The following is a 24,905-nucleotide window of genomic DNA, read 5'->3' on the forward strand; positions in this document are numbered from 1 at the left end:
CTACGGTGGCACTGGAGAACCACTGGAATGCCTCATCCTTTGCGCTGAGCCTGGGACGGGCAGAGGTTTTGCTGGAGGCCAACGGCCTCCAGCAACGTCCCGCCACTTCACGAGTGTTTTCCTATGAGGACATCAAACGACGGGCCTACAACCGACTCCTGGCCTGGCGAATTTTGAGCAATCTGGGTCTTCAGTCGCGATTTACTGAATTAGAAAAACACCCGTCTAGGCCGCTGGATTTGGGGGTTAAGGCAGCCTGAATCCGGCTAAAAGTGTCCGAACCATTGATGGGCCGTCCAGCCTCAGCTCAACCCTAACCCAGCGGCAACTCGTCCAGGTGGGCCAGCCAGTCCAGCGGATCGTTATAAATCTTGATGGCCCCGTCCAGCCGCTCATCGCCGCCGCAGCGCAGGGCCACGGTATCCACGCCGCTGCTGCCCGCACTTTCGATGTCGTAGGGCGTGTCGCCCAGCATCAGGACCTCACCGGCCTTGCGGCCCAGCTTCTTCAGCGCCGCCTTCACGATGTCCGGGGCGGGCTTGGAGTCCTCCACATCCGAGGCGGTCGTGCGCTGCGGCACCAGATCGGCCACGTCCGCGCGCATCAGCAGGGCCTCCACCACCTCCGCGTCGCCCGAGGTCCCGATGATCAGATCCAGACCGCGCCGCCGCAGTTCCTCCACCAGCTTGCGCACGCCCGGCTGCGCGCGGACGGTGGGCAGCTCGCCGCGCTGAAAGTGATCCTTCTAGGCGCGGGAGAGCTGCTCGTACTGTTCGCCCTCCGGCTGCACCCCGGTCAGGCGCGGCACCAGTTGATCGCCGCCCATGCCGATCAGGGGCCGCACGTCAGCAAAAGATACCGAAAACCCGCCGTCTGAAAAAGCGTGAACCCAGGCACGAGCGTGGGCGTCGTTGCTGTCCACCAGCGTGCCGTCCAGATCGAGGATGATGGCGTGGTAAGGGGTCATGGCCGCCAGGGTAACGGCGGCGCGGGGGCGGCAGATGGGCGGCGCTTGGCCGGGGCTTTATGGCGAGGTCTGGCCCGGCCTTCAATCCAGCGCCGCCGCCGCGCAGCGCCCCGCCACCCGTCCGCTGAACAGGCAGCCGCCTAGAAAGGTGCCTTCCAGCGAGCGGTAGCCGTGCATCCCGCCGCCGTCGAAACCCGCGACCTCCCCTGCCGCGTACAGCCCCGGCATCGGCTGACCGTCTGGCCGGAGCACGCGCGCCTGCAAATCGGTTTCCAGGCCGCCCAGCGTTTTGCGGGTGAGGATGTTCAGCCTGACGGCGATCAGCGGCCCCGCAGCCGGGTCCAGCAGCGGCGCGGGCTTGACGATGCGGATCAATCTCTCGTTGATCAGGGCACGCGCGCCGCGCACCATCGCCAGTTGCGGGTCCTTGCCGAACACGTTGGCCATCTGGAGGTCCCGGTCCGCCACCTCCCGCGCCACCGTCCCGAACTCCACCGCGTCATGGCCAGTCAGCTCGTTCATGCCGCGCACCAGGTCAGGCAGGCTGTCCCGCACGACAAAATCCGCGCCCTGGTCCATAAATGCCTGTACCGAGGGCGACACCTTTTTGCCCAGCCGCCCGGCCACCTTGCGCCAGTCGCGGTCCGTCAGATCGAGGTTCTGTTCACTGCCTTTTAGGATGACGGAATACGGAGTCAGTAGGCTCTCAGATTTGAGACGTGGTGGACACGCAAAAACGCCCGGTGAGGGCGATTGGGGCAGGCTAGCCGGGATACGGTGAGCCGTCTAAATCTTCTTGCTTGCCCCTGAAAGAGTGAACTCCTTCTTGATGATCGCCCGGTTCAGCACGAACCAGGTGTACGGGTAACCGTGCGTGGTGATGTGTTGCAGCGTGCCCAGGGTATCGAAGCCGGGGTAGTTGGGGTAGGGCAGGCGGGTGCCGTCCGGCGCGAGCCACAGGCTGCTGGGGCCAGGCAGGATACGGATGCCGTGCATGGGCCAGACCGGGTTCCAGTTGCGAATGCCCTCGGTGTAGTGCCACATGCGGTCCCGGTTGATCAGGTGCGCGCCCGCCGCCTCGGCCATCTGTTGCGCCGCGCCGTCCACATGCTTCGGCACGCCGGAAATCATGACCTCGGGCGCGGGGCCGAGGCGCTGTGTGGGCCAGTTCTTCCGCACCAGTTCCTGATTGCCGCCGATGCCGCCGGCAGTGAGAATGACGGCCCCCGCGTTCAGATCAAAGCCGTCCACCACCACCCTTGAACTCTGCTCGCCGCGCAACACGTCCGACACTTCCAGCACGTCGCCGTGAACGCCATGCACCACGCCGCCTGAGATATTCAGGCCACGGACGCGGTGGCGGAACTTGAAGGCGATGCGCCCCGCCGCCACATGCTCCCGCACCCGGCGCTCGAACGGTTCCACCACCCCTGGCCCGGTGCCCCAGGTGATGTGAAAACGCGGCACGCTGTTGCCGGGGCCAGATGCGCCCTGCCCGCCGCGCTCGGCCCAGCCCACGCCGGGAAAGAAGCGCACGCCCTGCGACGCCAGCCAGCCGTACTTTTCCCCAGCGGCAAAGTCCACGTAGGCTTCGGCCCATTTGCGGGGCCAGTAATCCTCCGGGCGGTCAAATCCTGCGGTACTCTGCCAGTCGCGCCAGGCCAGCTCATGGCTGTCACGGATGCCTAAACGCCGTTGCTCAGGCGTATTGATCGCGAAAAGCCCCCCGAAGGACCAGAACGCCTGCCCGCCCAGGTTCTGCTCGCCCTCCTGGTCCAGCAGCAGCACGCGCTTTCCCGCGTCGGCGGCCTCGGCGGCGGCCACCAGCCCGGCCAGGCCCGCGCCGATCACGATGATGTCGGTGTATTGGGTCGTCACGCTTTGAGTGGTCATGGGGTCTCCTCCAGGCCGGTGGTCCGCCTGACGGTGAAAAATTGAGATGGGCCATTGTGCCGCACCGCCGCACCCGTTTGAAGCGAGGCTCAACGCTTTTTGAGACAACCCGGAGGGGAACAGCCGCCGCGCCCGCTAAGGTCAGGCATGGCATACCAGGCAAAATTGAAGGGCGGGCAGACCGTCGTGCTGGAGAATCAGGGCGACCAGACTGTGATTCGCGTCAGCAGCGGCGGCCAGCGCCAGAGCAGCAGCGCCACCACAGGCGCGTGGAAGGAGTCCCCCACCCTGTTTCAGACGGATGACGGCGCGGTGGTGGAGGTTCACACCGGAGACGGTTCAGTCTATTTCCAGCTTGGGCAGGGGCAGTTGCATTCGCTGGATCAGGCCCCCCCGCTGGAAGGGGCCAGACACCTGGAGCTGGAGGATGTGGCAGATGGCACCGGCCAGAGCGAGATGAAACCGATGACGCCCATGAAACCCCTCAAACCGATGCAGCCGATGTGACGGTCCTTTCACTGTCTTTTTAGACCGGGTCCAGCCCTGTGCCAGGGGTCTTGGCAAACCAGATACTTAGGCGTAGAATCAAATCACATCAAACTAGGTTGCTGTTCTGCATGGATAACCAGCGACCCGCCCTGTTCATCACCGGCGTGAACCATGCACCTGATTTCCTATGGAAATCTGGGTGCAATGGAACGCCGGTTTTGTCGTGTTACGAGGAAAGGAGGAGGGCATGGAAAGTCTGACGGTCACGGTGAATGGTCAACCCAGAGAACTCCAGGGCGTGCGGCCCCACACCACGCTGCTGAACTGGCTGCGGGACGGCGGCCTGACCGGCTGCAAGGAAGGCTGCGCCGAGGGCGAGTGCGGGGCCTGCGCGGTGCTGGTCTCGCGCCCCGACGGGCAGGGCGGCACGCGGCTGGAAAGCGTCAACGCCTGCCTGGTGATGCTTGCGGCCATGAACGGCCAGGAGGTCATCACCGCCGAGGGCATCGGCTCCCCTGACCACCTGCACCCTGTTCAGGGAGAAATGGCGGTGCGGGGCGGCTCGCAGTGCGGGTACTGCACCCCCGGCTTCGTGGTCAGCATGGCCGCCGAGTACTACCGGCCCGAGCGCCAGGACGGCGAACACCACGCGCCCAATGGTTTTGACATCCACTCGCTGAGCGGCAACCTGTGCCGCTGCACCGGCTACCGCCCCATTCAGGACGCCGCGCACGCGCTGGGCACGCCGCCCGAAGGCGACACGATGGCCGCGCTGCGGACCCGCCCGGCCCCCGCCGCGCCGCCCACGCACCTGTCCACCCCCGACGGCGACTTTCACCGCCCCGCCGACTTGCCGGAGGCGCTGGAGCTGCTGGCCGAACACCCCGACGCCACCCTGCTGGCGGGCGGCACCGACTGGGGCGTGGAAGTCAATATCCGTCACGCGCGGGCCGGGGTCACGATTGCGGTGGACGGGCTGGCCGAACTGCGCGAGCTGGAGTGGCACGAGGATCACGTCCGCATCGGCGCGGGCCTGAATCTGTCGGACATTGAGCGCCGCCTGAACGGGCATATTCCGTTGATGGCCGAGTGGTTCCCGCAGTTCGCCAGCCGCCTGATCCGCAACAGCGCCACGCTGGGCGGCAACATCGGCACCGCCTCCCCCATCGGCGACAGCCCACCCACGCTGCTGGCGCTGGACGCCTCGCTGCTGCTGGCCTCGCGGGGGGGCGAGCGTGAGGTGCCGCTCTCGGAGTTCTTCAGGGGCTACCGCCAGACTGAGTTGCGGGACGGTGAGCTGATTCGCGCGGTCAAAATTCCGCTGCCCCTCGCGCCCGTCAGCGGCTTTTACAAGTACGCCAAGCGGCGCTTCGACGACATTTCCAGCGTGGCCGTGGGCATCGCCCTGGAACTAGACGGCAACAACGTGAGGCGCATCCGCATCGGACTGGGCGGCGTGGCCGCCACGCCTCTGCGCGCTCTGAAGGCAGAGGAAGCCCTGACCGGCAAGCCCTGGACCGAACGCAACGTCCGCGAGGCCGCCCGCCTGATGGGCCAGGAAGGCACGCCGCTGAGCGATCACCGCGCCAGCGCCAAGTACCGCGCCGCCATGCTGGAACAGGCGCTGCTGAAGTTCTTTTACGAGAAACAGGAAGTGGTCCGTGGGTAATTCTGATTGGTTCAGACCTCTCTGCGACATCCAACGCCCAGACCCTTCACCGGAGGTGACCCCATGACCAGCCTGCATGAACGCCCGCTTGGCGGCGCAGTCGGTGACGCCGTGCCGCACGAGAGTGCCTCGGCGCACGTCACTGGACACGCGCTGTACACCGATGACCTGAGGGTGCGCCTGTCAGGGTTGCTTCACGCCTGGCCGGTGCAGGCCCCGCACGCCCACGCCCGCGTGACGCGCCTGGACTGTTCGCAGGCCCTCAACGTGGGCGGCGTGGTGCGTGTGCTGACCGCCGATGACGTTCCTGGCGCGAACGACGCGGGGGTCAAGGGCGACGAACCCCTCTTCCCCACCGAGGTCATGTACCACGGACATGCGGTGGCCTGGGTGCTGGGCGACAGCATCGATGCGGCGCGGCTGGGGGCGCAGGCGGTGGAAGTCGAGTACGAACAGCTTCCTTCGCTGATCAGCATTCACGACGCCATCGCCGCCGACTCCTTCCAGGGCGCGCAGTCCACCCTGCGGCGCGGGGATATCGCGCTGGGCTTTGAGGGCGCGGCCCACACCTTCGAGGGCGAGTTCGAGTTTGGCGGCCAGGAACACTTCTATCTGGAAACCAACGCCGCGCTGGCCTACGTCGATGAGGGCGGGCAGATCTTCATCCAGTCCAGCACCCAGCACCCCAGCGAGACGCAGGAAATCACGGCGCATGTGCTGGGCCTGGAGGCCGCGCAGGTCACGGTGCAGTGCCTGCGGATGGGCGGCGGCTTCGGCGGCAAGGAGATGCAGCCGCACGGGTACGCCGCCATCGCCGCGCTGGGCAGCGTCCTGACGGGCCGCCCGGTCCGGTTGCGCCTGAACCGCACCCAGGACATGACCATGACCGGCAAGAGGCATCCCTTTCACGCCCGCTGGAGAGTGGCCTTCGACGAGGGCGGCACATTGCGCGCCCTGCAAGCCACTTTAACCAGCGACGGCGGCTGGAGCCTGGACCTGTCCGAGCCCGTGATGGCGCGGGCGCTGTGCCACATCGACAACGCGTATTACATCCCGCATGTGGAGGTGCAGGGGCGGATCGCCCGGACCAATAAGACCTCCCAGACCGCCTTCCGGGGTTTCGGCGGGCCACAGGGCATGCTGGTGATCGAGGACATCCTGGGCCGCTGCGCGCCGCTGCTGGGCACCGAAGCGCACGACCTGCGCCGCCTGAACTTCTACCAGCCCGGCGAGGCCACCCCCTACGGTCAGCCGGTGCGCCACGCCGAACGCCTCGAAGACCTGTGGGCACAGTTGCTGGTCAGCGGCGACTTTGGGGCCAGGCAGCAAGAGGTCCGCACCTTCAACGACGCGCACCCGCACACCAAGCGCGGCCTGGCGATCACGCCCGTAAAATTCGGCATCTCCTTCAACTTCACCGCCTACAACCAGGCGGGGGCACTGGTCCACGTCTACAAGGACGGCAGCGTGCTGATCAACCACGGCGGCACCGAGATGGGCCAGGGCCTGCACACCAAGATGATCCAGGTGGCCGCCACCGCGCTGGGCGTGCCGGTAGGCTGGGTGCGCCTGGCCCCCACCCGCACCGACAAGGTGCCCAACACCAGCGCCACCGCCGCCAGCAGCGGGGCGGACCTCAACGGCGGCGCGATCAAGAACGCCTGCGAGCAGATCAAGGAACGGCTGTCGGATGTCGCTGCTGGCGCGCTGGGCGTGCACCCGAACGACGTGCGCTTCGAGCAGGGTCTGGTCTATCCGCTGGGCCACCCCGACAAGGGCATGGACTTCAAGCAACTGGTCAAGGACGCCTACTACCTCCGCACGCACTTGTGGGCGGCAGGCTTTTACCGCACACCGGGCCTGCACTGGGACCGCGTGGCAATGCAGGGCGAACCTTTCAAGTACTTCGCGTATGGCGCGGCCATCACAGAGGTGGAGGTGGACGGCTTTTCCGGCCTGTACCGCACGCGCCGGGTGGACATCTTGCAGGACGTGGGCGACAGCCTCTCGCCGCTGATCGACATCGGGCAGGTAGAGGGCGGCTACGTGCAGGGCGCGGGCTGGCTGACGCTGGAAGAGCTGCGCTGGGACGAGTCCGATGGCCCCAACCGGGGTCGCCTGTCCACCCAGGCTGCCAGCACCTACAAACTGCCCAGCTTCAGCGAGATGCCGGAGGTGTTCAACGTGGCATTGATGGAACGTGCCACCGAGGACGGCGTGGTGTACGGCAGCAAGGCCGTGGGTGAACCGCCGTTGATGCTGGGCATCAGCGCCCGCGAAGCACTGCGCCAGGCGGCTGCCGCCTTCGGTCCCGCTGGACGGGCGCAGGAACTCGCCTCTCCGGCCACACCCGAAGCCGTCTTCTGGGCGCTGGAAGAGGCGCGGCAGGCCCAGGGCGAGCCGGTGGCGGCGGATGACTGAGCCGTTGATGGTGGCTCCCCCTCCCCAGCCCTCTGCCACGGGGAGGGAGGGCGTTGAAGGCCCTGTTGCAGTCCTCTCCCGCCACCCAGTCTCATGAACTGGCTCTCTGCCGTTCAACACCTCACCGAGACTTCCACGCCCGGCGTGCTGGTCACCGTCGCCGCCGTGCGGGGCCATGCGCCGCGCGAGGCGGGGGCCAAGATGGTGGTCAGCGCGGACGCGAGCTGGGACAGCGTGGGTGGCGGCAACCTGGAGGCCACCGCCGCCGAGCGGGCGCGGGCCATGTTAAACGTGTCGGCCACCACGCCAGAACTGCTGACCCTGCGCCTGACCGATGGGGCCAGCAACGAACACGGACGCCAGTGCTGCGGCGGCGAGGTCACGCTGCTGCTGGAACCCCTCCAGACAGTACGCCCGCACATCGCCATCTTCGGCGTCGGGCATGTGGGGCTGGAGCTGGGGCGCATCCTGTCGCGGCTGCCGCTGAACCTGCATCTGGTGGATTCGCGCGCGGCGCAACTGACCTCGGAACGGCTGGCCCCGCTGATGGACGGCGCGGCGCGGGTGGAAGTTCACCACTCCCCCATCCCTGAAATGACGCTGCACGAGCTTTCGCCGGGCGCTCACATCCTGATCCTGACGCATGACCACGCCGAGGACGCCGCCCTGTGCGACGCGGCGCTGAGGCGGCCCGATCTGGGTTTTATCGGGCTGATCGGCTCCAGCGTCAAGTGGCTCCGCTTTCAGGACCAACTGCGGCGCGAGGGGCACGGCGACGTGGACCTGGCGCGCATCACCACCCCCATCGGCCTGCCGGGCATGGCGGGCAAGACGCCTGCCGTGATCGCCCTCAGCGTGGCCGCGCAACTCGTGCAGCGGCTGGAAGCCGATCAGGCCGCCGCCCTCCCCGCTCCCCTGATTCAGAGGCAACCATGACCCCCACCCTGTACCGCGCCGCCTTCATGCACACGCCCTCCAGCCCCTTCACGGACGCCGACGCCCTGCACGTCGAGGAGGACGGCGGACTGCTGGTAAACGGCGGCGTGATCGTCCAGAGCGGTGATTTTGCCGGGCTGCGCGCCGCACACCCGGAAGCAGCAGTCCACGATCTGCACGGCGGGGTGTTGCTGCCGGGTTTTATCGACACCCACGTTCATTACCCACAGGTCCGCGTGATCGGCGGGCTGGGCCGCCCGCTGCTGGACTGGCTGGAACACGTCACCCTGCCCGAGGAGGCGCGGCTGGCTGACCCGGCCTACGCCCGCGCCGTCGCAAAGGATTTCCTGCACGGCCTGCGCTGCAACGGCACCACCACCGCGCTGGTCTTCGGCTCGCACTTTAAAGGGGCGATGGACCTGTTCTTTGAGGAAGCCGCGCAGACGGGCCTGCGAACGGTGGCGGGGCTGGTGGTCAGTGACCGCATGTTGCGCCCCGAACTGCACACCACCCCCGATCTGGCCTACAGCGAGGGCCGGGCGCTGATCGAGCGCTGGCACGGTGTGGGCCGCGCGCGTTACGCCGTCACGCCGCGGTTTAGCCTGTCGGCCAGCGAGGGCATTCTGGACGCCTGCGCCGCGCTGGTCAGCGAGTACCCGGACGTGCATTTCACCTCCCACATCAACGAAAACGTGCGCGAGGTCCAGACCGTCAGGGAACTGTTTCCGGGCCGCCTGGACTACCTGGACACCTATGACCGTGCCGGGCTGCTGGGACGGCGCAGCGTGCTGGCTCACAACATCCACACCACCGACCGCGAGCTGGGCCAGATGGCCGCGCACCACTGCACCGCCGCGCATTGCCCGTGCAGCAACTCGGCGCTGGGCAGCGGCCCCTTTCCCCTGAAGCGCCACTTAGCGGCGGGCGTGCATGTCGCCCTGGGCACCGACGTGGGCGGCGGCACCGGCTTCTCGCTGCTCAAGGAGGGCTTGCAGGCGTACTTCATGCAGCAGCTTCTGGGCGAGGACGGCCTGCCCCTCACGCCCGCGCACCTGCTGTACCTGTGTACGCGGGCCGGGGCCGAGGCGCTGGACATGCACGGTCAGATCGGGGATTTCAGCGCGGGCAAGGCGTTTGATGCCGTGTGGCTGTGTCCGCCGCAGGGCAGCACATTAGAGGCCATTCTGGACCACGCCAGCAGCCCTTCCGAGACCCTGGCCGCGCTGTTCGCGGGCGGCACGCAGGCCGATGTGGCGCAGGTCTGGGTGGGCGGGGGCGAGGTCTACGCCCGGCCCGGCCTCAGCAGTTCCGAATCCGTTCCAAAACAATCGCCTGTCCTGGCGTCGTAACGCTGGTCTGTCCCCTCCCGATTCACTGAAAACATCTTCACGCACAGCTCTTGAGGCAATGCCACAACGAGCCAAGGAGAACCCATGTCTGATCCTGCCGCTCCCCGCCCCACCACCCTCGCCCCGCTGTCGGGTCTGGACCGCTATTTCGGCCTGACGGCCCAGAACTCCAACGTCAAGCAGGAGATGCGCGCGGGCCTGACCACCTTCCTGACCATGAGTTACATCCTGTTCGTCAACCCGCAGGTGCTGTCCACAGCCATTGATGTCCCCAACGCCTTCGTGCAACTGCTGATGACCACCGCCATCGCGGCGGCTTTTGGCTCGCTGGCGATGGGGCTGGTGGCCAGGTATCCCTTCGCCCAGGCACCGGGCATGGGCCTGAATGCGTTTTTTGCCTTCACGGTGGTCCAGGGCATGGGCATCGCGTGGCAAACGGCGCTAGGCGCGGTGTTCATCAGCGGCGTGCTGTTCGTGGTCCTCAGCGTGCTGGGGGCGCGGCAGGCCATCGTGCAGGCCATTCCCAATTCGCTGAAATACGCCATCACCGGGGGCATCGGGGCGTTTCTGGCGTTCCTGGGCCTCAAGAACGCGGGCATCGTGATCGCCAACCCGGCCACGCTGGTGGGCATGGGTTCGCTGGCCTCGCCCACCGTGTGGCTGGCCAGTCTCGGCGTGATCCTGACCGCCGCGCTGATGGCCCGCCGGGTCACCGGGGCCATCCTGTACGGCATCCTGGCCACCACCCTGCTGGGCATCGTGACCGGGGCCGCCGTGTACGCGGGCGGGCCGGAGGGTGCGCTGCGCTCGTTTCCCGGCTTCGACGGCCCCTTCCTGGGCATCTTCGGCACGCCGGTGTGGCCGGGCGCGCTGGTGGGTCAGATGGACATTGCAGGTGCGCTGGGACTGGGCCTGCTGAGCGTGGTCTTCACCTTCTTCTTCGTGGACTTCTTCGACGCCACCGGCACCCTGACCGGACTGTCGCAGCGCGCAGGCTTTATTGACGCGCAGGGCAACATGCCGCGCGCCCGCCGCCTGTTCTCGATGGACGGCCTGGCCGCCATGTTCGGCGCGTTCATGGGCACCTCCACCACCACCGCCTATGTGGAGTCCGCCGCCGGCATCGGTGAGGGTGGACGCACCGGATTGACCGCCGTGACGGTGGCGGTGCTGTTCCTGCTGAGCATGTTCCTGTGGCCGCTGGCCGCCGCCATTCCCGGCGCGGCCACCGCCCCCGCGCTGATCCTGGTGGGCGCGCTGATGATGGACGGCGTGCGCCACATCGACTGGGATGACATCGCCGACAGCCTTCCGGCCTTTCTGACCATCATCACCATGCCGCTGACCTTTTCCATCGCCAACGGCGTCAGCCTGGGCGTGATCAGCTACTGCGCCATCAAGCTGCTGAGCGGCAGGGCCAGACAGGTCAGCCCCATCCTGTACGGGGTCGCGGCCCTGCTGCTGGCCCGCTACATCTGGCTGACCGAGGGCTAGGGGTTCAGAAAGTCCAACATCACACACACTCGCCGATAAGCGGGGCCGGGGATGCACCGTGGTCCCGCCCTCTCTTGCCGTATTCGCGGGCGTTTCAGGGCGGGCATCTGGAACATGCCATCGGACCGGATCATCAGCGCAGCCAACTGGGCTGTCTTGGAAAGGAGATAGAGCCGCGCCGCAGAGGCGTAGAACATTGATCCGAATGACAGCATCAGAGAAAAGACAACTGGAAGCTTCCGTTCCCCCAGATGCTCGGCAAAATTCACCCACTCGGTTCGGTCAACAGCAAGCCGCTCTTTTGACAAATGCTCTCAATTCAAGACCGCCCACCCGCCACCGCCTGCCCCCCGTGGACCAGCGGCGCGACCTGCGTTCCCAGCCGTTCTATGCCGCGCAGCATTTCGGCGTGGGGCAGCAGCACATTGGTCATCTGGAAGGTCAGGCGCGACACGCCGCCCAGCACACTGTCGATGTACCGCACCTTCTCGGCCACCGCCTGCGGATCGCCGATCAGATAGGGGCCAGTTGGCCCACAGGCCGCGTCGAACTGCTCGCGCGTGGGGGGCTGCCACCCGCGCTCCCGCCCGATGGTGGTAAACAGGCGTTGATAGCCCGGCCAGAAGGCGTCGGCGGCGGCCCCGTTCGTTTCACCCACGAAGCCGAAGGCATGGACGCCCACCTGGAGCTGCTCCGGGGCAAAACCGGCCCGCGCCCCCGCCTGACGGTACAGGTCCACCAGGGGCCGGAACTGCCGGAAATCGCCGCCGATCACGGCCACCATGAGGGGTAGCCCCAGCATCCCGGCCCGGACAAACGATTGCGGCGTGCCGCCCACGCCCAGCCAGATCGGCAGCTTTTGCTGTAGGGGGCGTGGGTAGATGCCCTGCCCGGTCAGCGCAGCGCGGTGTTGCCCGGACCAGTGGACGTGCGTTTCATCCCGAATTTTCAGCAGCAGCTCCAGCTTCTCGGCAAACAGCGAGTCGTAGTCGTGAAGGTCCAGGCCGAACAGCGGATACGCCTCCACGAACGATCCCCGGCCCACCACCAGTTCCGCCCGCCCGCGCGACAGCAGGTCCAGCGTGGCGAAATCCTGGAAGACCCGCACCGGATCGTCGGCGCTCAGGACCGTCACGGCGCTGGTCAGGCGAATACGCTGCGTGCGGGCCGCCGCCGCCGCCAGAATCAGCGTGGGCGCAGAGTCCAGATACTCCGGACGGTGGTGTTCGCCGATGCCGAAGACGTCGATTCCAGCGCGGTCCGCCGCCTCGATCTCTTCCAGCAGGTGGCTCAGCCGGTCTGCGGGCGGAAGCATCTCGCCGGTCTGGGGGTCCGCAACCACGGCGGCAAAGCTGTCGATTCCTATTTGCATGGGCGTTCTCCCTGGGCGGTCTGGCGGATCACCTCTGTCAAAATCTACTCTGTTTTTCAAAGTGATTTGTATTATGAACAGTATTGCTCCGCGCCCGCTCGTCACGGTGTTGTCGTTGGCCCCTGTCCACCGCCCGTTCCCGGCTGGCCTTCGACATCGGCGGCACTCCGTATGGGCCGCGCTGAGGCTGAACAGGCGGCTCCATCTGGCTGATCAGGAGTTAAACGCGCCAGCGGGAAACAGCGGTGGGGCCGGAGTTGGATTCCCGGCCTACCCACCGCTCCCTTCTGGGCGGGGCCGCCCTCCGTCCGCACACGCCCCATGTGCCAGACTGGCGGCACTTTATAACCTCTGGAGGTTCGCCCATGACCCACCCCACCCCTGCCCATGCCGCCGCCCCCCTGCCTGCCGACGGCGTGTATTTCCGCGCCTGCAACCTGTGCGAGGCCATCTGCGGCCTGCAAATCACCGTGCAGGGCGGCAAGGTGACCGATCTGCGCGGCGATCCCCTTGACCCGCTGAGCCAGGGCCACATCTGCCCCAAGGGAACGGCCTTGCCCGACCTGCACGCGGACCCGGACCGCCTCAAACGGCCCATACGGCGCGACGGCGACACCTGGGTTGAGATGGACTGGGACGAGGCGCTGGATTACGTGGCGGTGCGGCTGGGGGCGATACGCGAGAAATACGGCGCGGACGCAGTCGCCACCTTTCAGGGCAATCCCAGCGTTCACAACAGCGGCACGCTGCTCTCGGCGGGCGGACTGGTGCGGGCCATCGGCAGCCGCAACCGTTTCACGGCCACCAGCATCGACCAGTTGCCCCACCACTTTGCGGGCGCGGAGATGTTTGGGCACCCCTTTTTACTGCCCATTCCCGACATCGACCGCACCGATTTTATGCTGATGATGGGCGCAAACCCCCTGGCCAGCAACGGCAGCATCATGACCGCGCCGGACGTGCGGGGCCGCCTGAGGGCCATCCGCGAGCGCGGTGGGCGCGTGGTGCTGCTGGACCCCCGCCGCACCGAGAGCGCCGATCATGCCACCGATTTCCATTTCATCCGCCCCGGCACCGATGCTTACCTGCTGCTGGCGCTGCTGAACGTGATTTTTGCCGAGGGGCTGGAAAGGCTGGGACATCTGGCCGAATTCAGCGATGGATTGGAGGCCGTACAGGACGCGGCCCAGTCCTTCGCGCCGGAGCGGGTAGCAGGCTTGACCGGAGTCAGCGCCGACACCATCCGCACGCTGGCCCGCGACTTTGCCGCCGCCGAACGCGCCGTGGCCTACGGGCGCATCGGCCTGAGCATTCAAGAGTTCGGCGGGCTGTCTCAGTGGCTGGTCAACGTCCTGAACGCCGTGACCGGCCACCTGGATTCAGAGGGCGGCGCGATGTTCACCCGGCCCGCCTATGACCTGCTTCAGCGGGCGAGGAAGGGCGCGGTCTACCACGGGCGCTTCATGTCCCGCGTACGTGGCCTGCCTGAATTTGACGGCGAGCTGCCCAACGTGACCATGACTGAGGAAATGACAGTCCCCGGCGACGGCCAGATTCGTGCCCTGGTCACGGTGGCGGGCAACCCGGTGCTGTCCACCGCAGACGGCGCGGCGCTGGACACGGCGCTGGACGGGCTGGAATTCATGGTCAGCATCGACCCGTACCTGAACGAGACCACCCGCCACGCCCACGTCATCCTGCCCCCTGCCTTCGGGCTGGAAGTGGCCCACTACGACGTGACCTTTCACCTGCTGGCGGTGCAGAACACGGCGCGGTACTCGCTGCCCGTCTTCCCGATTGCCGACGATCAGCGCTTTGATTACCAGATTTTCATGGGCCTGACCGAGCGACTGACGGGCAAGGCGGGCAGCACACCGGAGGAAAAGCTGAATATGGGCTTGCAGGCTGGCCCATACAGCACCAGTCTGGACGAGCTGAAGGCCCATCCGCACGGCGTGGATTACGGCCCGCTGCAACCGTGTTTTCCTGAACGCCTGCTGACCGCTGAGGGCCGCGTCAACCTCGCCCCCGCGCCGATGCTGGCAGACCTGCCACGGCTGGAGACGGCGCTGGAAGTCACGCCGCCCCCGCTGGTGCTGATCGGGCGGCGGCAGCTTCGCAGCAACAATTCGTGGATGCACAACACGCCCCGCCTGATGCGCGGGCCGGGGCGCTGCACATTGCAACTCAACCCCGCCGACGCCGCCGGATTCGCGGACGGGCAGGATGTGGAAGTTCGTTCCCGCGTGGGCGCGGTAACCGTGCCGCTGGAACTGACCGATACGCTGATGCCCGGCGTGGCCTGTCTGCCGCACGGCTTCGGCCACTCGCGGGCGGGCGTGCGCCTGAGCGTGGCAACGGAACACGCCGGGGTCAGCCTGAATGACCTGACCGATTCCCGTCGGGTAGACGCCCTGACGGGGAATGCGGCGGTGAACGGCACGCCGATCACGCTGCACGCGGCGGCCGATGTTGCGGAAAGCGCGGCGGACTGAAGGGACCCCCTCATACGGATTCCGCTTAATTCCTTACCACTCCGGGAAAGCGCCGGAGTGTTAATCCATACGCGAAACCCGTATTTTTTTCTACTCGCTCCGTTCGGATTTCACCGTTTTTGCAAACGATTCAATCGGAATCCGTATCACCCGCCGCTGGCGCGGCACCCTCTCCCCTGCGGAGAGGGTCGAAAGATGACAGATTCCACGGTTCCGCCCTCGCCAGGGCAGGCAACAGAAAGCCCCTCTCCGTGGGGAAAGGGGTTGGGGGTAAGGGGTCTCGTCACCGGGTCTGTGGGAACCCCAGATCCACCTTGCTTCCCGCCGGATCGGGCCAGCGCGAGGTGATCACCTTGCTGCGGGTAAAGAACTTGATGCCTTCCGGGCCGTACATGTGCGTGTCGCCGAACAGGCTGGCCTTCCAGCCGCCGAAGCTGTAGTACGCGACGGGAACAGGCACAGGAACATTGACACCCACCATTCCAACTTCCACATCGAACTGGAACTGGCGGGCCGCACCGCCGTCGCGGGTGAAGATGGCGGTGCCGTTGCCGTACTCGTTGTCGTTGATGAGTTTCAGGCCTTCCGCGTAGCTGTCGGCCCGCACCACGCACAGCACCGGGCCGAAGATTTCATCGTCGTAGGCGTCCATACCGGGTTTCACGTCGTCCAGCAGCGAGACGCCAAGGAAGAAGCCATCGTTGTCAAACTTGGCGTCACGCCCGTCCACCACGACTTTTGCGCCCTGCTCCTGTGCGGACGCGATGTATCCGGCCACCCTGTCCCGGTGTTCGCGGGTAATCAGCGGCCCCATCTCGTTGCCTTCCACGTCGCCGGGGCCGATCTTGAGGGCAGGGAGGCGCTCCTGAATGGCGTCGATCAGCTTATCGCCCGAGTCCCCCACCGCCACCACCACGCTGATCGCCATACAGCGCTCGCCCGCCGAGCCGTAAGCGGCAGACACGGCAGCGTCGGCGGCCATGCCGATATCGGCATCGGGCAGCACCAGCATGTGGTTTTTCGCGCCGCCCAGCGCCTGCACGCGTTTGCCAGCGGCGGTTCCCTTCTCGTAGATGTACCTGGCAATCGGCGTGGATCCCACGAAACTGACGGCGGCAATTCCGGGGTGTTCCAGAATGGCGTCCACCGCCTCCTTGTCGCCGTGGACGACGCTCAGCACGCCGTCGGGCAGCCCGGCCTCCTTGAGCAGTTCGGCCATGAAGTTGGCGGCAGAGGGGTCTTTCTCGCTGGGTTTAAGAATAAAGGCGTTGCCGCAGGCCAGCGCGTTGCCCAGCATCCACAGCGGCACCATCGCCGGAAAGTTGAACGGCGTGATGCCCGCCACCACGCCCAGCGGTTGCTGGATGCTGTACACGTCCACTCCCATGCTGACCTGTTCGGAGTAGCCGCCGCGCAGCAGATTGGGAATGCCGCAGGCGTATTCCACGTTCTCCAGTCCGCGCGCGATCTCGCCCAGCGCGTCACTGTGCACCTTGCCGTGTTCGCGGGTGATGATGCGGGCCAGGTCATCCCGCCGCGCCGAGAGCAGCTCCCGGAACCTGAACATCACGCCGGAGCGCACGCTGAGAGAACTGGAACGCCACTTCTGGGCGGCGGCGGTGGCAACCCCCACCACGGCGTCAATTTCAGCGGCGCTGGCGAGCGGCACCTGCGCCTGAACCTGCCCGGTGGCCGGGTTGTAAACGGGAGCGGTGCGGCCCGACTTTCCCTCGGCGGGAGCGTTGCTCAGCCAGTGGGTGAGGGTCTGGGTTTTTTCGGTTACTGCGGTCATGGGTGTACCTCCGTGTCATTCAGGGAACGCTGAGCGGGCGTCTGCGGTTTACCTCCTCCCCAACCCTCCCCTAGAAAGAGGGAGGGAGCCGAACGATCAGGCGCTTTTGTCCTTTCCAGCCCCTCTTTATGGGGGGCCGCCGCGTAGCGGCTGGGGGGGGGTGAGCAAAGCGAACCTTTCTAGTCCGCTGCCACCCCGCCCGCAATCGCCGCGTCTACCAGCGCCAGCGCCTCCTCATACACGTCTAGCCCGGCGTCCAATTCCTCCTTCGTGATCAACAGCGGTGGGCAGACCCACACGAAATTGAAGCGGCTGTAGGCGTACACCTGCTTGCTTCGCAGGTGCGCGGCCAGTTGGCCCATCTCCGGCGAGGTGCCACCAAAAGGGGCCAGCGGTTCCTTCGTCGCCTTGTCCTTTACCAGCTCCAGCACGCTGAACAGGCCCTTGTAACGCACGTCGCCCACGCAGGCGTACCTCGCTTTCATGGCCTCCAGCCGCCCCCCCAGGTACGCGCCCAGCTCCAGCGCGTTCTCGAACAGGCCCTCGTCCTCGTAGATCGCCAGGTTTTCCACGGCGGCGGCGCAGCAGACCGGGTGGCCGCTGTAGGTCAGGCCGCCCCACAGCATGTGAGTGTCGAAGTAATCGGCAATCGGCTGGCTGACGATGCACGCGCCCAGCGGCATGTAGCCGCTGGTGAGGCCCTTGGCGCAGGTCACGATGTCGGGTTTGATGCCGTAGTGCTGCGTCGCCAGCCACTTGCCGGTGCGCCCGAAGCCGCTCATCACTTCATCGGTAATGAGAAGGATACCGTACCTGTCGCACAACGCCCGCAGTTTGGGGTAATAGTCGTCGGGCGGCACCAGCAGGCCATTGCTGCCCGTGATGCCCTCCACCAGAATGGCGGCGATGCTGTCCGGCCCCTCCATCTGAATGATTTCGTCAATGTGGGACACGCATTCGCGGCCACACGAATCTGGCGTCTTGCCGAAGGGGCAGCGGTAGCAGTAAGGGTCAAAGGCGCGTACCACGCCCGGCACCCCCGGCTCCACCGGCCAGCGGCGCGGGTCACCGGAGGCGGTCATGCTGCCCATCGTCGCGCCGTGGTAGCTGCGATACCGGGTGATGATCTTGTCGCGGCCCGTGACCAGGCGGGCAATTTTGATGGCGTTCTCGTTGGCCTCGCTGCCGCCCAGCGTGAAGAAGGTCTTGGCCAGCCCGGTGACCTCGGCCAGCTTCTGCCCCAACTCGCCGCGCGGTTCAGTGGCAAAGGACGGCCCGGCAAAGCACATGGTGTCCACCTGTTTCTTGATGGCCTCCAGCATGCGCGGGTGCTGGTGGCCGACGTTCAGGTTGATCAGTTGGCTGGAAAAATCGAGCCAGGTGTGGCCGTCGCCGTCGTAAAAGTGGCTGCCCTTCCCGCCAGTCATCACGGGGGGCAGCGGCCCACCCTGCACGGACCACGAGAACATGGTGTAGTCGCGGTTCTGCTGCGCGATGTCGTGGGCAGACGCGACGGTTCCAGAGCTGACGGCGGGGCGCTCTTCGGTGCTGGTCATGGACGAACCTCCGGGCGAGAGAATTGAAGCAGGATGCTGCCTGCTATTGTCCTCCTTTCAGCGCGCCGGACTCAAGAGACAGGGTGTCCAAAACGCGCTCAGCTCTCCGACTCCGAACCCCTGGACAGTTCCAGCGCCAGCAGCAGGCCCAGTTGCCGCCGGGGATCGTCCAGATCGCCCAGCATGGCGCGGAGCTGTTCCAGGCGGTAATACACCGTCTGACGGCGCACGCCCAGACCACGGGCGGATTCGGCGACATTGAAATTGCAAGCCAGCAATGCGCTCAGGGTGTTTAGCAGGGTCTGGCGCGGGCGCGGCGGCAGGGCCAGCACCGTCCCCAGGTGCGAGGCCACGAAGTCGGCGGCGCGGCCCGTCTCGTTCAGGGCGTCGGTCAGGGGGGCCAGCGAGGGCGGGCTGACGGCGGCGGGCGGCCTGAGAATCCGGGCGTGGGCCGCGCGGGTCAGCTCCGCGAAGTTCACCTCCTGGCGGAAGACGATCAGCGGAAAGCCAGACTCGCGGGCCGCGTCCAGCGTCGCCGGGGGCAATTCGCGCACCTCGCGGACCAGCTCCAGCGCCAGTCCGTGCGCCCCGCCGCCCACCAGCGAGCGGAGATACGCCCCCCCGTCTCCCCCGGCCAGCGGCGTCCCCGTGCTGAGCAGCAGTTCGCCGCCGCTGAGAAAGCGGGCGGCGTCGCTGATCTCGGAGACGTGAACCCAGGTGATCGGCTGCCCCAGTCGGGCGTGGCCGCTCCTGACCTCCGCACCCGCAAAGGCCGGGAGGGTCAGCAACTCGGCCAGGGTGGGCAGCATGGCCCCCAGCTTAGCCGCAGCCCAGTCCTGATGGGAGTCCTGGCCCGTCCGCCTCTAACGAACGCCCGTTAGGCAGCCTGGCCTAAGATGAAGGCATGTCCGACTCAGACCCACGCGGCTTTCGCACGCGCGCCGTCCACGCGGGGCAGGGGATTGACCCGGCCACGGGCGCGCACGCCACGCCGATCTATGCCACCAGCACCTTTGCTTACGGCAGCGCCGCACGCGGTCAACGGTTGTTCGCAGGCGAGGAGAGCGGCTATTTCTACTCGCGCGTGACCAATCCCACCGTGCGCGCCTTCGAGGAAAAACTGGCCGATCTGGAGGGCGCACAGGACGCGGTGGCCTTCGCCAGCGGCATGGGCGCGGTGTCGGCCATCGCCCTGACCCTGCTGAAGCCGGGCGACGAGGTGGTGTTTCTGGCCCCACTTTACGGCGGCACCGAAGGTTTTTTGCTGGAGGTGGCCGCCAAATTCGGCGTGACCGTTCACGAGGCCCACGACGAGGCCGATCTGGAGGGCAAGCTGACCCCAAAGACGCGGCTGGTCTGGCTGGAAACGCCCACCAATCCGCGTCTGGGCATACTGGATCTGGCGCGGGTGGCGCGGGCCGCAAAGGCGGTGGGGGCGCTGACGGTGGCCGACAGCACCTTCAGCACGCCGTACCTGACCCGGCCCCTGGAACACGGCTTTGATCTGGTGATGCACAGCGCCACCAAGTACCTGGGCGGGCATGGCGACGCGATCGGCGGCGTCGTGGCCGGTCCGGCGGACGTGCTGGCCGAGCTGCGCGGCGTCGGGCTGCGGCATGTGGGCGCGTCACTGGGGCCGTTCGAGGGCTACCTGTTCCTGCGCGGCATGAAAACCCTGCCGCTGCGAATGGACGCCCACTGCGCCGGAGCGGCTGCGCTGGCGGACGCCTTGCAGGGTCATCCAGCGACCCAGGCGCTGTATTACCCCGGTTTGAAAGACCACCCCGGCCATGAGGTTGCCGCCAGGCAGATGCGCGCCTTCGGCGGTCTGGTCAGCCTGGACCTGGGCAGCATGGGGGCCGCCATGACCTTTCTGGACAGCCTGAAACTGTTTACGCAGGCGGTCAGCCTGGGCGACGTGGAGAGCCTGACCTGCCACCCCGCCAGCACCACCCACGCGCTGCTGGGCGAGGAAACGCTGCTGCGTCAGGGGGTGACGCCTGGCCTGGTGCGCCTGAGCGTGGGCATCGAGGACCCGGACGATCTGGTGCAGGACATGCTGGCGGCGCTGGAAACAGTCCGGGTGGGCGAACCGGCATAAATGAGCCGCCTCCCGGACTTTTCCGCTAGCCTGACCGCATGACCCGCAGCACCATTGACCTTAACGCCGACGCGGGCGAGTCCTACGGGGCCTGGACGCTGGGCGACGACGCCAACCTTTTTCCCCTGCTGAGCAGCGTGAATGTCGCCTGCGGCTTCCACGCGGGCGATCCATTGACCATGCAGCGCACGGTGGCGCTGGCGGCAAAGCACGGCCTGGGCATCGGCGCGCATCCCAGCTATCCCGATCTGCCGGGCTTCGGGCGGCGGATCATGGAGGCCGCTCCCGATCAGGTCTACGCCGACACGCTGTATCAGATCTCGGCGCTGGCGGGGATGGCCGGTGCGGCGGGAACGCGGCTGCAACACGTCAAGGCGCACGGCGCACTCTCCACCCGCGCCTGGACGCACGCTCCGACGGCTGAGGCGATTGCCCAGGCCACCCACGATTTCGATCCAGCGTTGCCGTTGATGGTCCTGCCCGCCACGCTGCTGGAGGTAGAGGCACGCAGACTCGGCGTTCCGGTGGTGCTGGAAACCTTCCCCGAACGCGCGTATTTGCAGGGTGGCCGCCTGGCCCCGCGCTCCATGCCCGGCTCCAGCATCCACGATCCCGCCGAGGCCGCCCGCCGCGCGCTGATGATGGCGACGCAGGGGCGGGTTGAAGCGATTGACGGGGGCTTTTTTGAATTCGAGGTGGATTCGCTGTGCATCCACGGCGACAATCCCAACGCCGTGCAAATTGCCCGCGCGGTGCGTGAGGCGCTGGAGGCGGCAGGTGTGAAAGTGCGCTCATTTGCCCACCCAGAGTCTTTCTGAATGCAGCGGCCCGCCCACGCCACCGGCCTTTATGTCCAGTTCTCGCAGGAGCTTGATCTGCGCCAGAACGCCCGCCTGCACGCCTTTCACCGGGCGCTCCGGGCTGACTGGCTGACGGGCGTCACGGACCTCGGCCCCGCCTATGTCAATCTGTTTGTCGAGTACGACGAGGCGCTGGTGTCCGGCGCGGCGGTGCGCGAATGGGTGGCGCGGCACCTGGCAAGTTTCGACGACTCTGCGGGCGCTGAGGGCAGGCTGATCGAACTCCCGGTGCGCTACGACGGCCCCGACTTGCCCGATGTGGCCGCGCGCACGGGCCTAAGCGAGGCCGGGGTAATCGGCCTGCATTCGGGGTCCGATTATCACGTTTACGCGGTGGGCTTCACCCCCGGATTCCCCTTTCTGGGCGAGGTTCCCGAACCCCTTCGCCTGCCCCGCCGCTCCACCCCGCGCCCGGACGTCCCGTTTAACGCTGTTGCCGTCGCCAATGCCCAGACCTGCGTGTATCCGCTGCCGTCGCCAGGAGGTTGGAATTTGCTGGGCACGGCGCTGGACACCATCTATGACCCCAACCGCGCCGCGCCGTTCTTGATTGCGCCAGGGGACCGGGTGCGCTTCCGGCCCACGGAGGGTGAGACGCCGCCCCTTCCCGCCGTGCGCGAGACGTGGCCCGCCGAAGCCCGCCTGCCGGCCTTGCGGGTGGAAAGGCCCGGCCTGCTGGACCTGCTGATGGACGGCGGGCGGCTGGGGCAGGCGCATGTCGGGCTGGCCCGCAGCGGCCCGCTGGATACACGTTCGGCCCACTTCGCCAACGGGCTGGTGGGCAACGCGCCCGACGCGCCGCTGCTGGAACTCACGCTAAAGGGTCCGGTTCTGACCGCCCTGCGCGACGTAGTGGTGGGCGTGGCCGGATTTGGAATGCGCCCAGTGGGCCAGCCGATGCAACGGGGGTTCCGGCTGCGGGCAGGTGAGACGTTGCGCTTTAGCTCTGGCCAGACGGGCGCAAGGGCGTATCTGGCGGTGGCGGGCGGCTTTGCGGGTACGCCGTTCCTGGGCAGCAGCAGCACGGACCTGATTGGCCGGGTGGGGCGGCCCCTGCGGGCAGGCGACGTGCTGGGACTGGCCCGCGTGCAAAACGCCCTCCCCGGTTTCGCCAGTCTGCCGCTGAGTCTGCCCGCGCACATCACCCTGCGCCTGCTGCCGGGGCCACAAGCCTCGCGCGAAGCCCTGGAAGCGCTGGGCAGCGGCCCCTTCCGCGTGGCTGGCAGTGACCGCATGGGCCTGCGCCTGAGCGGCACCCACAGCAGCCAGCAGGTGCCGGGCGGTCAGGTCATCAGCGAGGCCACCCCGCCCGGCGCGGTGCAGGTCACGCCCGCCGGGGAGCCGATCCTCCTGCTGGCAGACCGGGGAAGGATCGGCGGCTACCACAAACCGGCAGTGGTCCACCCCCAGGATTTGCCGCTGGCGGCACAGTTGCGGCCCGGTCAGCTCGTTTCATTGCAACCTGATCTGTCCGGCACGCCGGAAGACTGGGCGCGTCGCTGGACTATGTCGGCTGATCTTGACTGCACAAACTGACTCTCAAACCCACTCAAACGCCCACAGGAGAAAAAGCATGACCAACCCCCAGCGTTTTACAAACAAGACCGTCCTCATCACCGGCGCGGGCGGCGGCATCGGGCGGGCGGTGGCCCTGCGCTTCGCTGCCGAGGGCGCAAAGGTGGCCGTCAACGACATCAAAACCGACATGGTGCAGGCGGTGGTGGACGAGATCACGGCGGCGGGCGGCGCTGCCCTGGCGGTGAGCGCCGACGTGTCCGACGCCGCGCAGGTGGACGCCATGTTCGCCCGTGTGGAGGCCGAATCCGGTTACGTAGACGTGCTGTACAACAACGCCGCTTTAATCGACACCACCCGGCACTTTCTGGAGGCGGACGAGGCATGGTGGGACCGCATCCAGAAGGTCAACCTGAAAAGTGTGTTTCTGTGTTCCCACCGGGCGGCCCGCATCATGGCGCGGCGGCGCAGGGGCGTGATTCTGACCACCTCTTCCGGCGGGGCCACACGCGCCCACCGGGGCAACGTGGCCTACGACGCCACGAAAGGCGGCATCGAGGCCATGACCCGCTCGATGGCGCTGGACCTCGCGCCCTATGGCGTGCGCGTGTGCGGCGTGGTGCCCGGTTTCATCAACACCTATGGCCTGACCGACAAGGAATTGCGCGAGCGCGAGAAGATCGTGCCGCTGGGCCGCTACGGCGTGGCCGAGGACATGACCGGGGCGGCGCTGTTCCTGGCCTCCGACGACGCCTCGTACATTACCGGGCAATTCATCAGCGTGGACGGCGGCGTGCTGGTGCAGCAGCGCAGCGCCAACGTGGACACCTATCCGGTGGCGGGGTTTCCCGTGATCGAGGCGGACCTGAAATGACGCAAACCGCCGACATCATCGTGATCGGGGCCGGGATCATCGGTGCGGCGAGTGCCTACCGGCTGGCGGGGCGCGGCCTGAATGTGGTGGTGCTGGACAGGGACCGCCCCGCCAGCGGCTCCACGGGCCGGAGCGTGGCCGGGGTGCGGGCGCAGTTCCACAACGAGACCAACATTTTGCTGTCGCGCGAGAGCATCGCCGAATACGCCGCCATGCCGCAGTCGGGGTACTGCGCCGAGGGCTACCTGATGCTGATTCCCGAATCTGGCTGGGCCGCACACCGGGAGGCGGTGACCCTGCAACAGAGCCTGGGCATCCCCTCCGTTGTCCTGACACCTACCGAGGCGCAGCGGTACGCCGATTTCGACAGCGCTGGCCTGGGCGGGTGCAGCTACTGTCCCACCGACGGCAAGGTGGATGCCCACAGCCTCAACCACGAATACGTGCGCCTGGCGCGGGAAGCCGGGGCGCGGGTGGTGGTAGATACGCCCGTGACCGCCATCGAGAAAAGGGGCGAGGTCTGGCGGGTGAACACGCCTGGCGGCACATTCGAGGCCCCGCAACTCCTGAACGCTGCCGGGGCATGGTCCGGCGAGGTGGGGAGGCTGGCGGGTCTACAAATCCCCGTTCAGCCCGCCCGCCGCATGGTCTTCAGCACCGGGCCGCTGAATCTGCCCCGCCCCGTCCCCATGACCTTTGACCTGACCAGCGGCGTCTACCTGCGCTCGGAGGGTCAGCGCCTGATCTTCGGGCGGGCCGATCCCAGCGACACCGGCTGGAAGGAGGGCCTCAACTGGGACTGGCTGGAACCCACCCTGACCCTGGCGCTGGAGCGCTGGCCGTGGCTAGAAACGGCCTCTTTGGACCGCAAGGCCAGTTGGTGGGGCTACTACGAACTCACCCCGGACGGCTTTCCGGTGGTGGGCCGCATGCCGGGCGTGGGCGGCTGGCTCAACGCCTGCGGCTTTTCCGGCCACGGCGTGATGCAGGCCGCCGCCACGGGCCGCGTGATGGCGCAGATCGCCGTGGGCGAGACACCCTTTATTGATGTCTCGCCGCTGAGCATTGAGCGTTTTGCCGGGTCAGAGGTCAGGCGGCTGGATTTGCAGGTGTGACACTCGG

At 67.0% G+C, this 24,905-nt stretch carries 18 protein-coding genes and 2 pseudogenes; 13 read left to right on the forward strand and 7 right to left on the reverse strand.

All coding sequences use genetic code 11. The features are described 5' to 3' along the window. Positions 1–260 (forward strand): annotated as a pseudogene (locus tag Q322_RS24560) (IS4 family transposase); the annotation flags it as partial. A 53-nt stretch (positions 261–313) separates the two neighbouring features. Here the strand turns inward: Q322_RS24560 and Q322_RS20970 are convergent. From Q322_RS20970 to Q322_RS22490, 3 genes and pseudogenes are all read right to left on the reverse strand, one after another. Then, positions 314–967, reverse strand: a pseudogene (locus Q322_RS20970) (HAD family hydrolase). An 81-nt stretch (positions 968–1,048) separates the two neighbouring features. After that, on the reverse strand, positions 1,049–1,570 hold the full coding sequence (locus Q322_RS22485; RefSeq protein WP_245593243.1) for an FAD-binding protein: 522 nt from the start codon (positions 1,568–1,570) through the stop codon (positions 1,049–1,051). Between the two features lie 183 nt (positions 1,571–1,753). Continuing rightward, positions 1,754–2,860, reverse strand: coding sequence for an FAD-binding dehydrogenase (locus Q322_RS22490; RefSeq protein WP_084147968.1), 1,107 nt, complete (start codon positions 2,858–2,860; stop codon positions 1,754–1,756). Between the two features lie 147 nt (positions 2,861–3,007). Between Q322_RS22490 and Q322_RS21780 the strand changes: the two genes are divergently transcribed. The 6 genes from Q322_RS21780 (at position 3,008) to Q322_RS0112140 (ending at position 11,218) form a co-directional block, all read left to right on the forward strand. After that, positions 3,008–3,367: a hypothetical protein gene (locus Q322_RS21780; RefSeq protein ID WP_029478175.1), complete on the forward strand. Its 360-nt coding sequence runs from the start codon at positions 3,008–3,010 to the stop codon at positions 3,365–3,367. Between the two features lie 229 nt (positions 3,368–3,596). Further along, a complete protein-coding gene (locus Q322_RS0112120; RefSeq protein ID WP_029478176.1) occupies positions 3,597–5,018 on the forward strand; it encodes a xanthine dehydrogenase small subunit in 1,422 nt (473 codons plus the stop codon). A 63-nt stretch (positions 5,019–5,081) separates the two neighbouring features. Then, the gene (gene xdhB / locus Q322_RS0112125) at positions 5,082–7,439 is read left to right on the forward strand and encodes a xanthine dehydrogenase molybdopterin binding subunit (RefSeq protein ID WP_029478177.1); all 2,358 of its coding nucleotides are present in this window, start codon (positions 5,082–5,084) and stop codon (positions 7,437–7,439) included. A 93-nt stretch (positions 7,440–7,532) separates the two neighbouring features. Continuing rightward, positions 7,533–8,375 (forward strand): xanthine dehydrogenase accessory protein XdhC, encoded by an 843-nt coding sequence (gene xdhC / locus Q322_RS0112130; RefSeq protein WP_034418486.1) that lies wholly within the window; start codon positions 7,533–7,535, stop codon positions 8,373–8,375. Continuing rightward, positions 8,372–9,724, forward strand: a complete 1,353-nt coding sequence (guaD, locus tag Q322_RS0112135; protein WP_034418488.1) for a guanine deaminase — start codon at positions 8,372–8,374, stop codon at positions 9,722–9,724. Before xdhC ends, guaD begins: the two co-directional genes overlap by 4 nt. 84 nt (positions 9,725–9,808) lie before the next feature. Continuing rightward, entirely contained in the window at positions 9,809–11,218 is a 1,410-nt protein-coding gene (locus Q322_RS0112140) for an NCS2 family permease (protein ID WP_029478180.1), read from the forward strand. 319 nt (positions 11,219–11,537) lie between these two features. Here Q322_RS0112140 and Q322_RS0112150 read toward each other — a convergent pair whose 3' ends face one another. Beyond that, positions 11,538–12,590: an LLM class flavin-dependent oxidoreductase gene (locus tag Q322_RS0112150; protein WP_051668495.1), complete on the reverse strand. Its 1,053-nt coding sequence runs from the start codon at positions 12,588–12,590 to the stop codon at positions 11,538–11,540. 365 nt (positions 12,591–12,955) lie between these two features. On the opposite strand from Q322_RS0112150, the gene Q322_RS0112155 reads away from it, so the two are divergent. After that, the gene (locus Q322_RS0112155) at positions 12,956–15,085 is read left to right on the forward strand and encodes a molybdopterin-dependent oxidoreductase (protein ID WP_029478183.1); all 2,130 of its coding nucleotides are present in this window, start codon (positions 12,956–12,958) and stop codon (positions 15,083–15,085) included. Between the two features lie 283 nt (positions 15,086–15,368). On the opposite strand, the gene Q322_RS0112160 is transcribed toward Q322_RS0112155, so the two are convergent. From Q322_RS0112160 to Q322_RS0112170, 3 genes are all read right to left on the reverse strand, one after another. Next, a complete protein-coding gene (locus Q322_RS0112160; protein WP_029478184.1) occupies positions 15,369–16,877 on the reverse strand; it encodes a CoA-acylating methylmalonate-semialdehyde dehydrogenase in 1,509 nt (502 codons plus the stop codon). A 179-nt stretch (positions 16,878–17,056) separates the two neighbouring features. Then, positions 17,057–18,433 (reverse strand): aminotransferase class III-fold pyridoxal phosphate-dependent enzyme, encoded by a 1,377-nt coding sequence (locus Q322_RS0112165; protein ID WP_051668496.1) that lies wholly within the window; start codon positions 18,431–18,433, stop codon positions 17,057–17,059. A gap of 98 nt (positions 18,434–18,531) precedes the next feature. Beyond that, positions 18,532–19,242 carry a PucR family transcriptional regulator gene (locus Q322_RS0112170; protein ID WP_029478186.1) on the reverse strand — a complete coding sequence of 237 codons (711 nt, stop codon included), beginning with the start codon at positions 19,240–19,242 and terminating at the stop codon, positions 18,532–18,534. Positions 19,243–19,337: 95 nt separating this feature from the next. Between Q322_RS0112170 and Q322_RS0112175 the strand changes: the two genes are divergently transcribed. The 5 genes from Q322_RS0112175 to Q322_RS0112195 are packed head-to-tail and all read left to right on the forward strand — an operon-like array spanning position 19,338 to position 24,898. Beyond that, positions 19,338–20,534: a trans-sulfuration enzyme family protein gene (locus Q322_RS0112175; protein ID WP_029478187.1), complete on the forward strand. Its 1,197-nt coding sequence runs from the start codon at positions 19,338–19,340 to the stop codon at positions 20,532–20,534. A gap of 38 nt (positions 20,535–20,572) precedes the next feature. Further along, entirely contained in the window at positions 20,573–21,352 is a 780-nt protein-coding gene (locus Q322_RS0112180; protein ID WP_029478188.1) for a LamB/YcsF family protein, read from the forward strand. After that, positions 21,353–22,930: a 5-oxoprolinase subunit PxpB gene (pxpB, locus tag Q322_RS0112185; RefSeq protein ID WP_029478189.1), complete on the forward strand. Its 1,578-nt coding sequence runs from the start codon at positions 21,353–21,355 to the stop codon at positions 22,928–22,930. 37 nt (positions 22,931–22,967) lie between these two features. Further along, positions 22,968–23,783, forward strand: a complete 816-nt coding sequence (locus Q322_RS0112190; protein ID WP_029478190.1) for an SDR family NAD(P)-dependent oxidoreductase — start codon at positions 22,968–22,970, stop codon at positions 23,781–23,783. Further along, positions 23,780–24,898 carry an NAD(P)/FAD-dependent oxidoreductase gene (locus tag Q322_RS0112195; protein WP_029478191.1) on the forward strand — a complete coding sequence of 373 codons (1,119 nt, stop codon included), beginning with the start codon at positions 23,780–23,782 and terminating at the stop codon, positions 24,896–24,898. Before Q322_RS0112190 ends, Q322_RS0112195 begins: the two co-directional genes overlap by 4 nt. Positions 24,899–24,905: the final 7 nt, after the last annotated feature.

The organism is Deinococcus frigens DSM 12807 (assembly GCF_000701425.1).
In the GTDB taxonomy this organism is placed as follows: Bacteria; Deinococcota; Deinococci; order Deinococcales; family Deinococcaceae; genus Deinococcus; species Deinococcus frigens.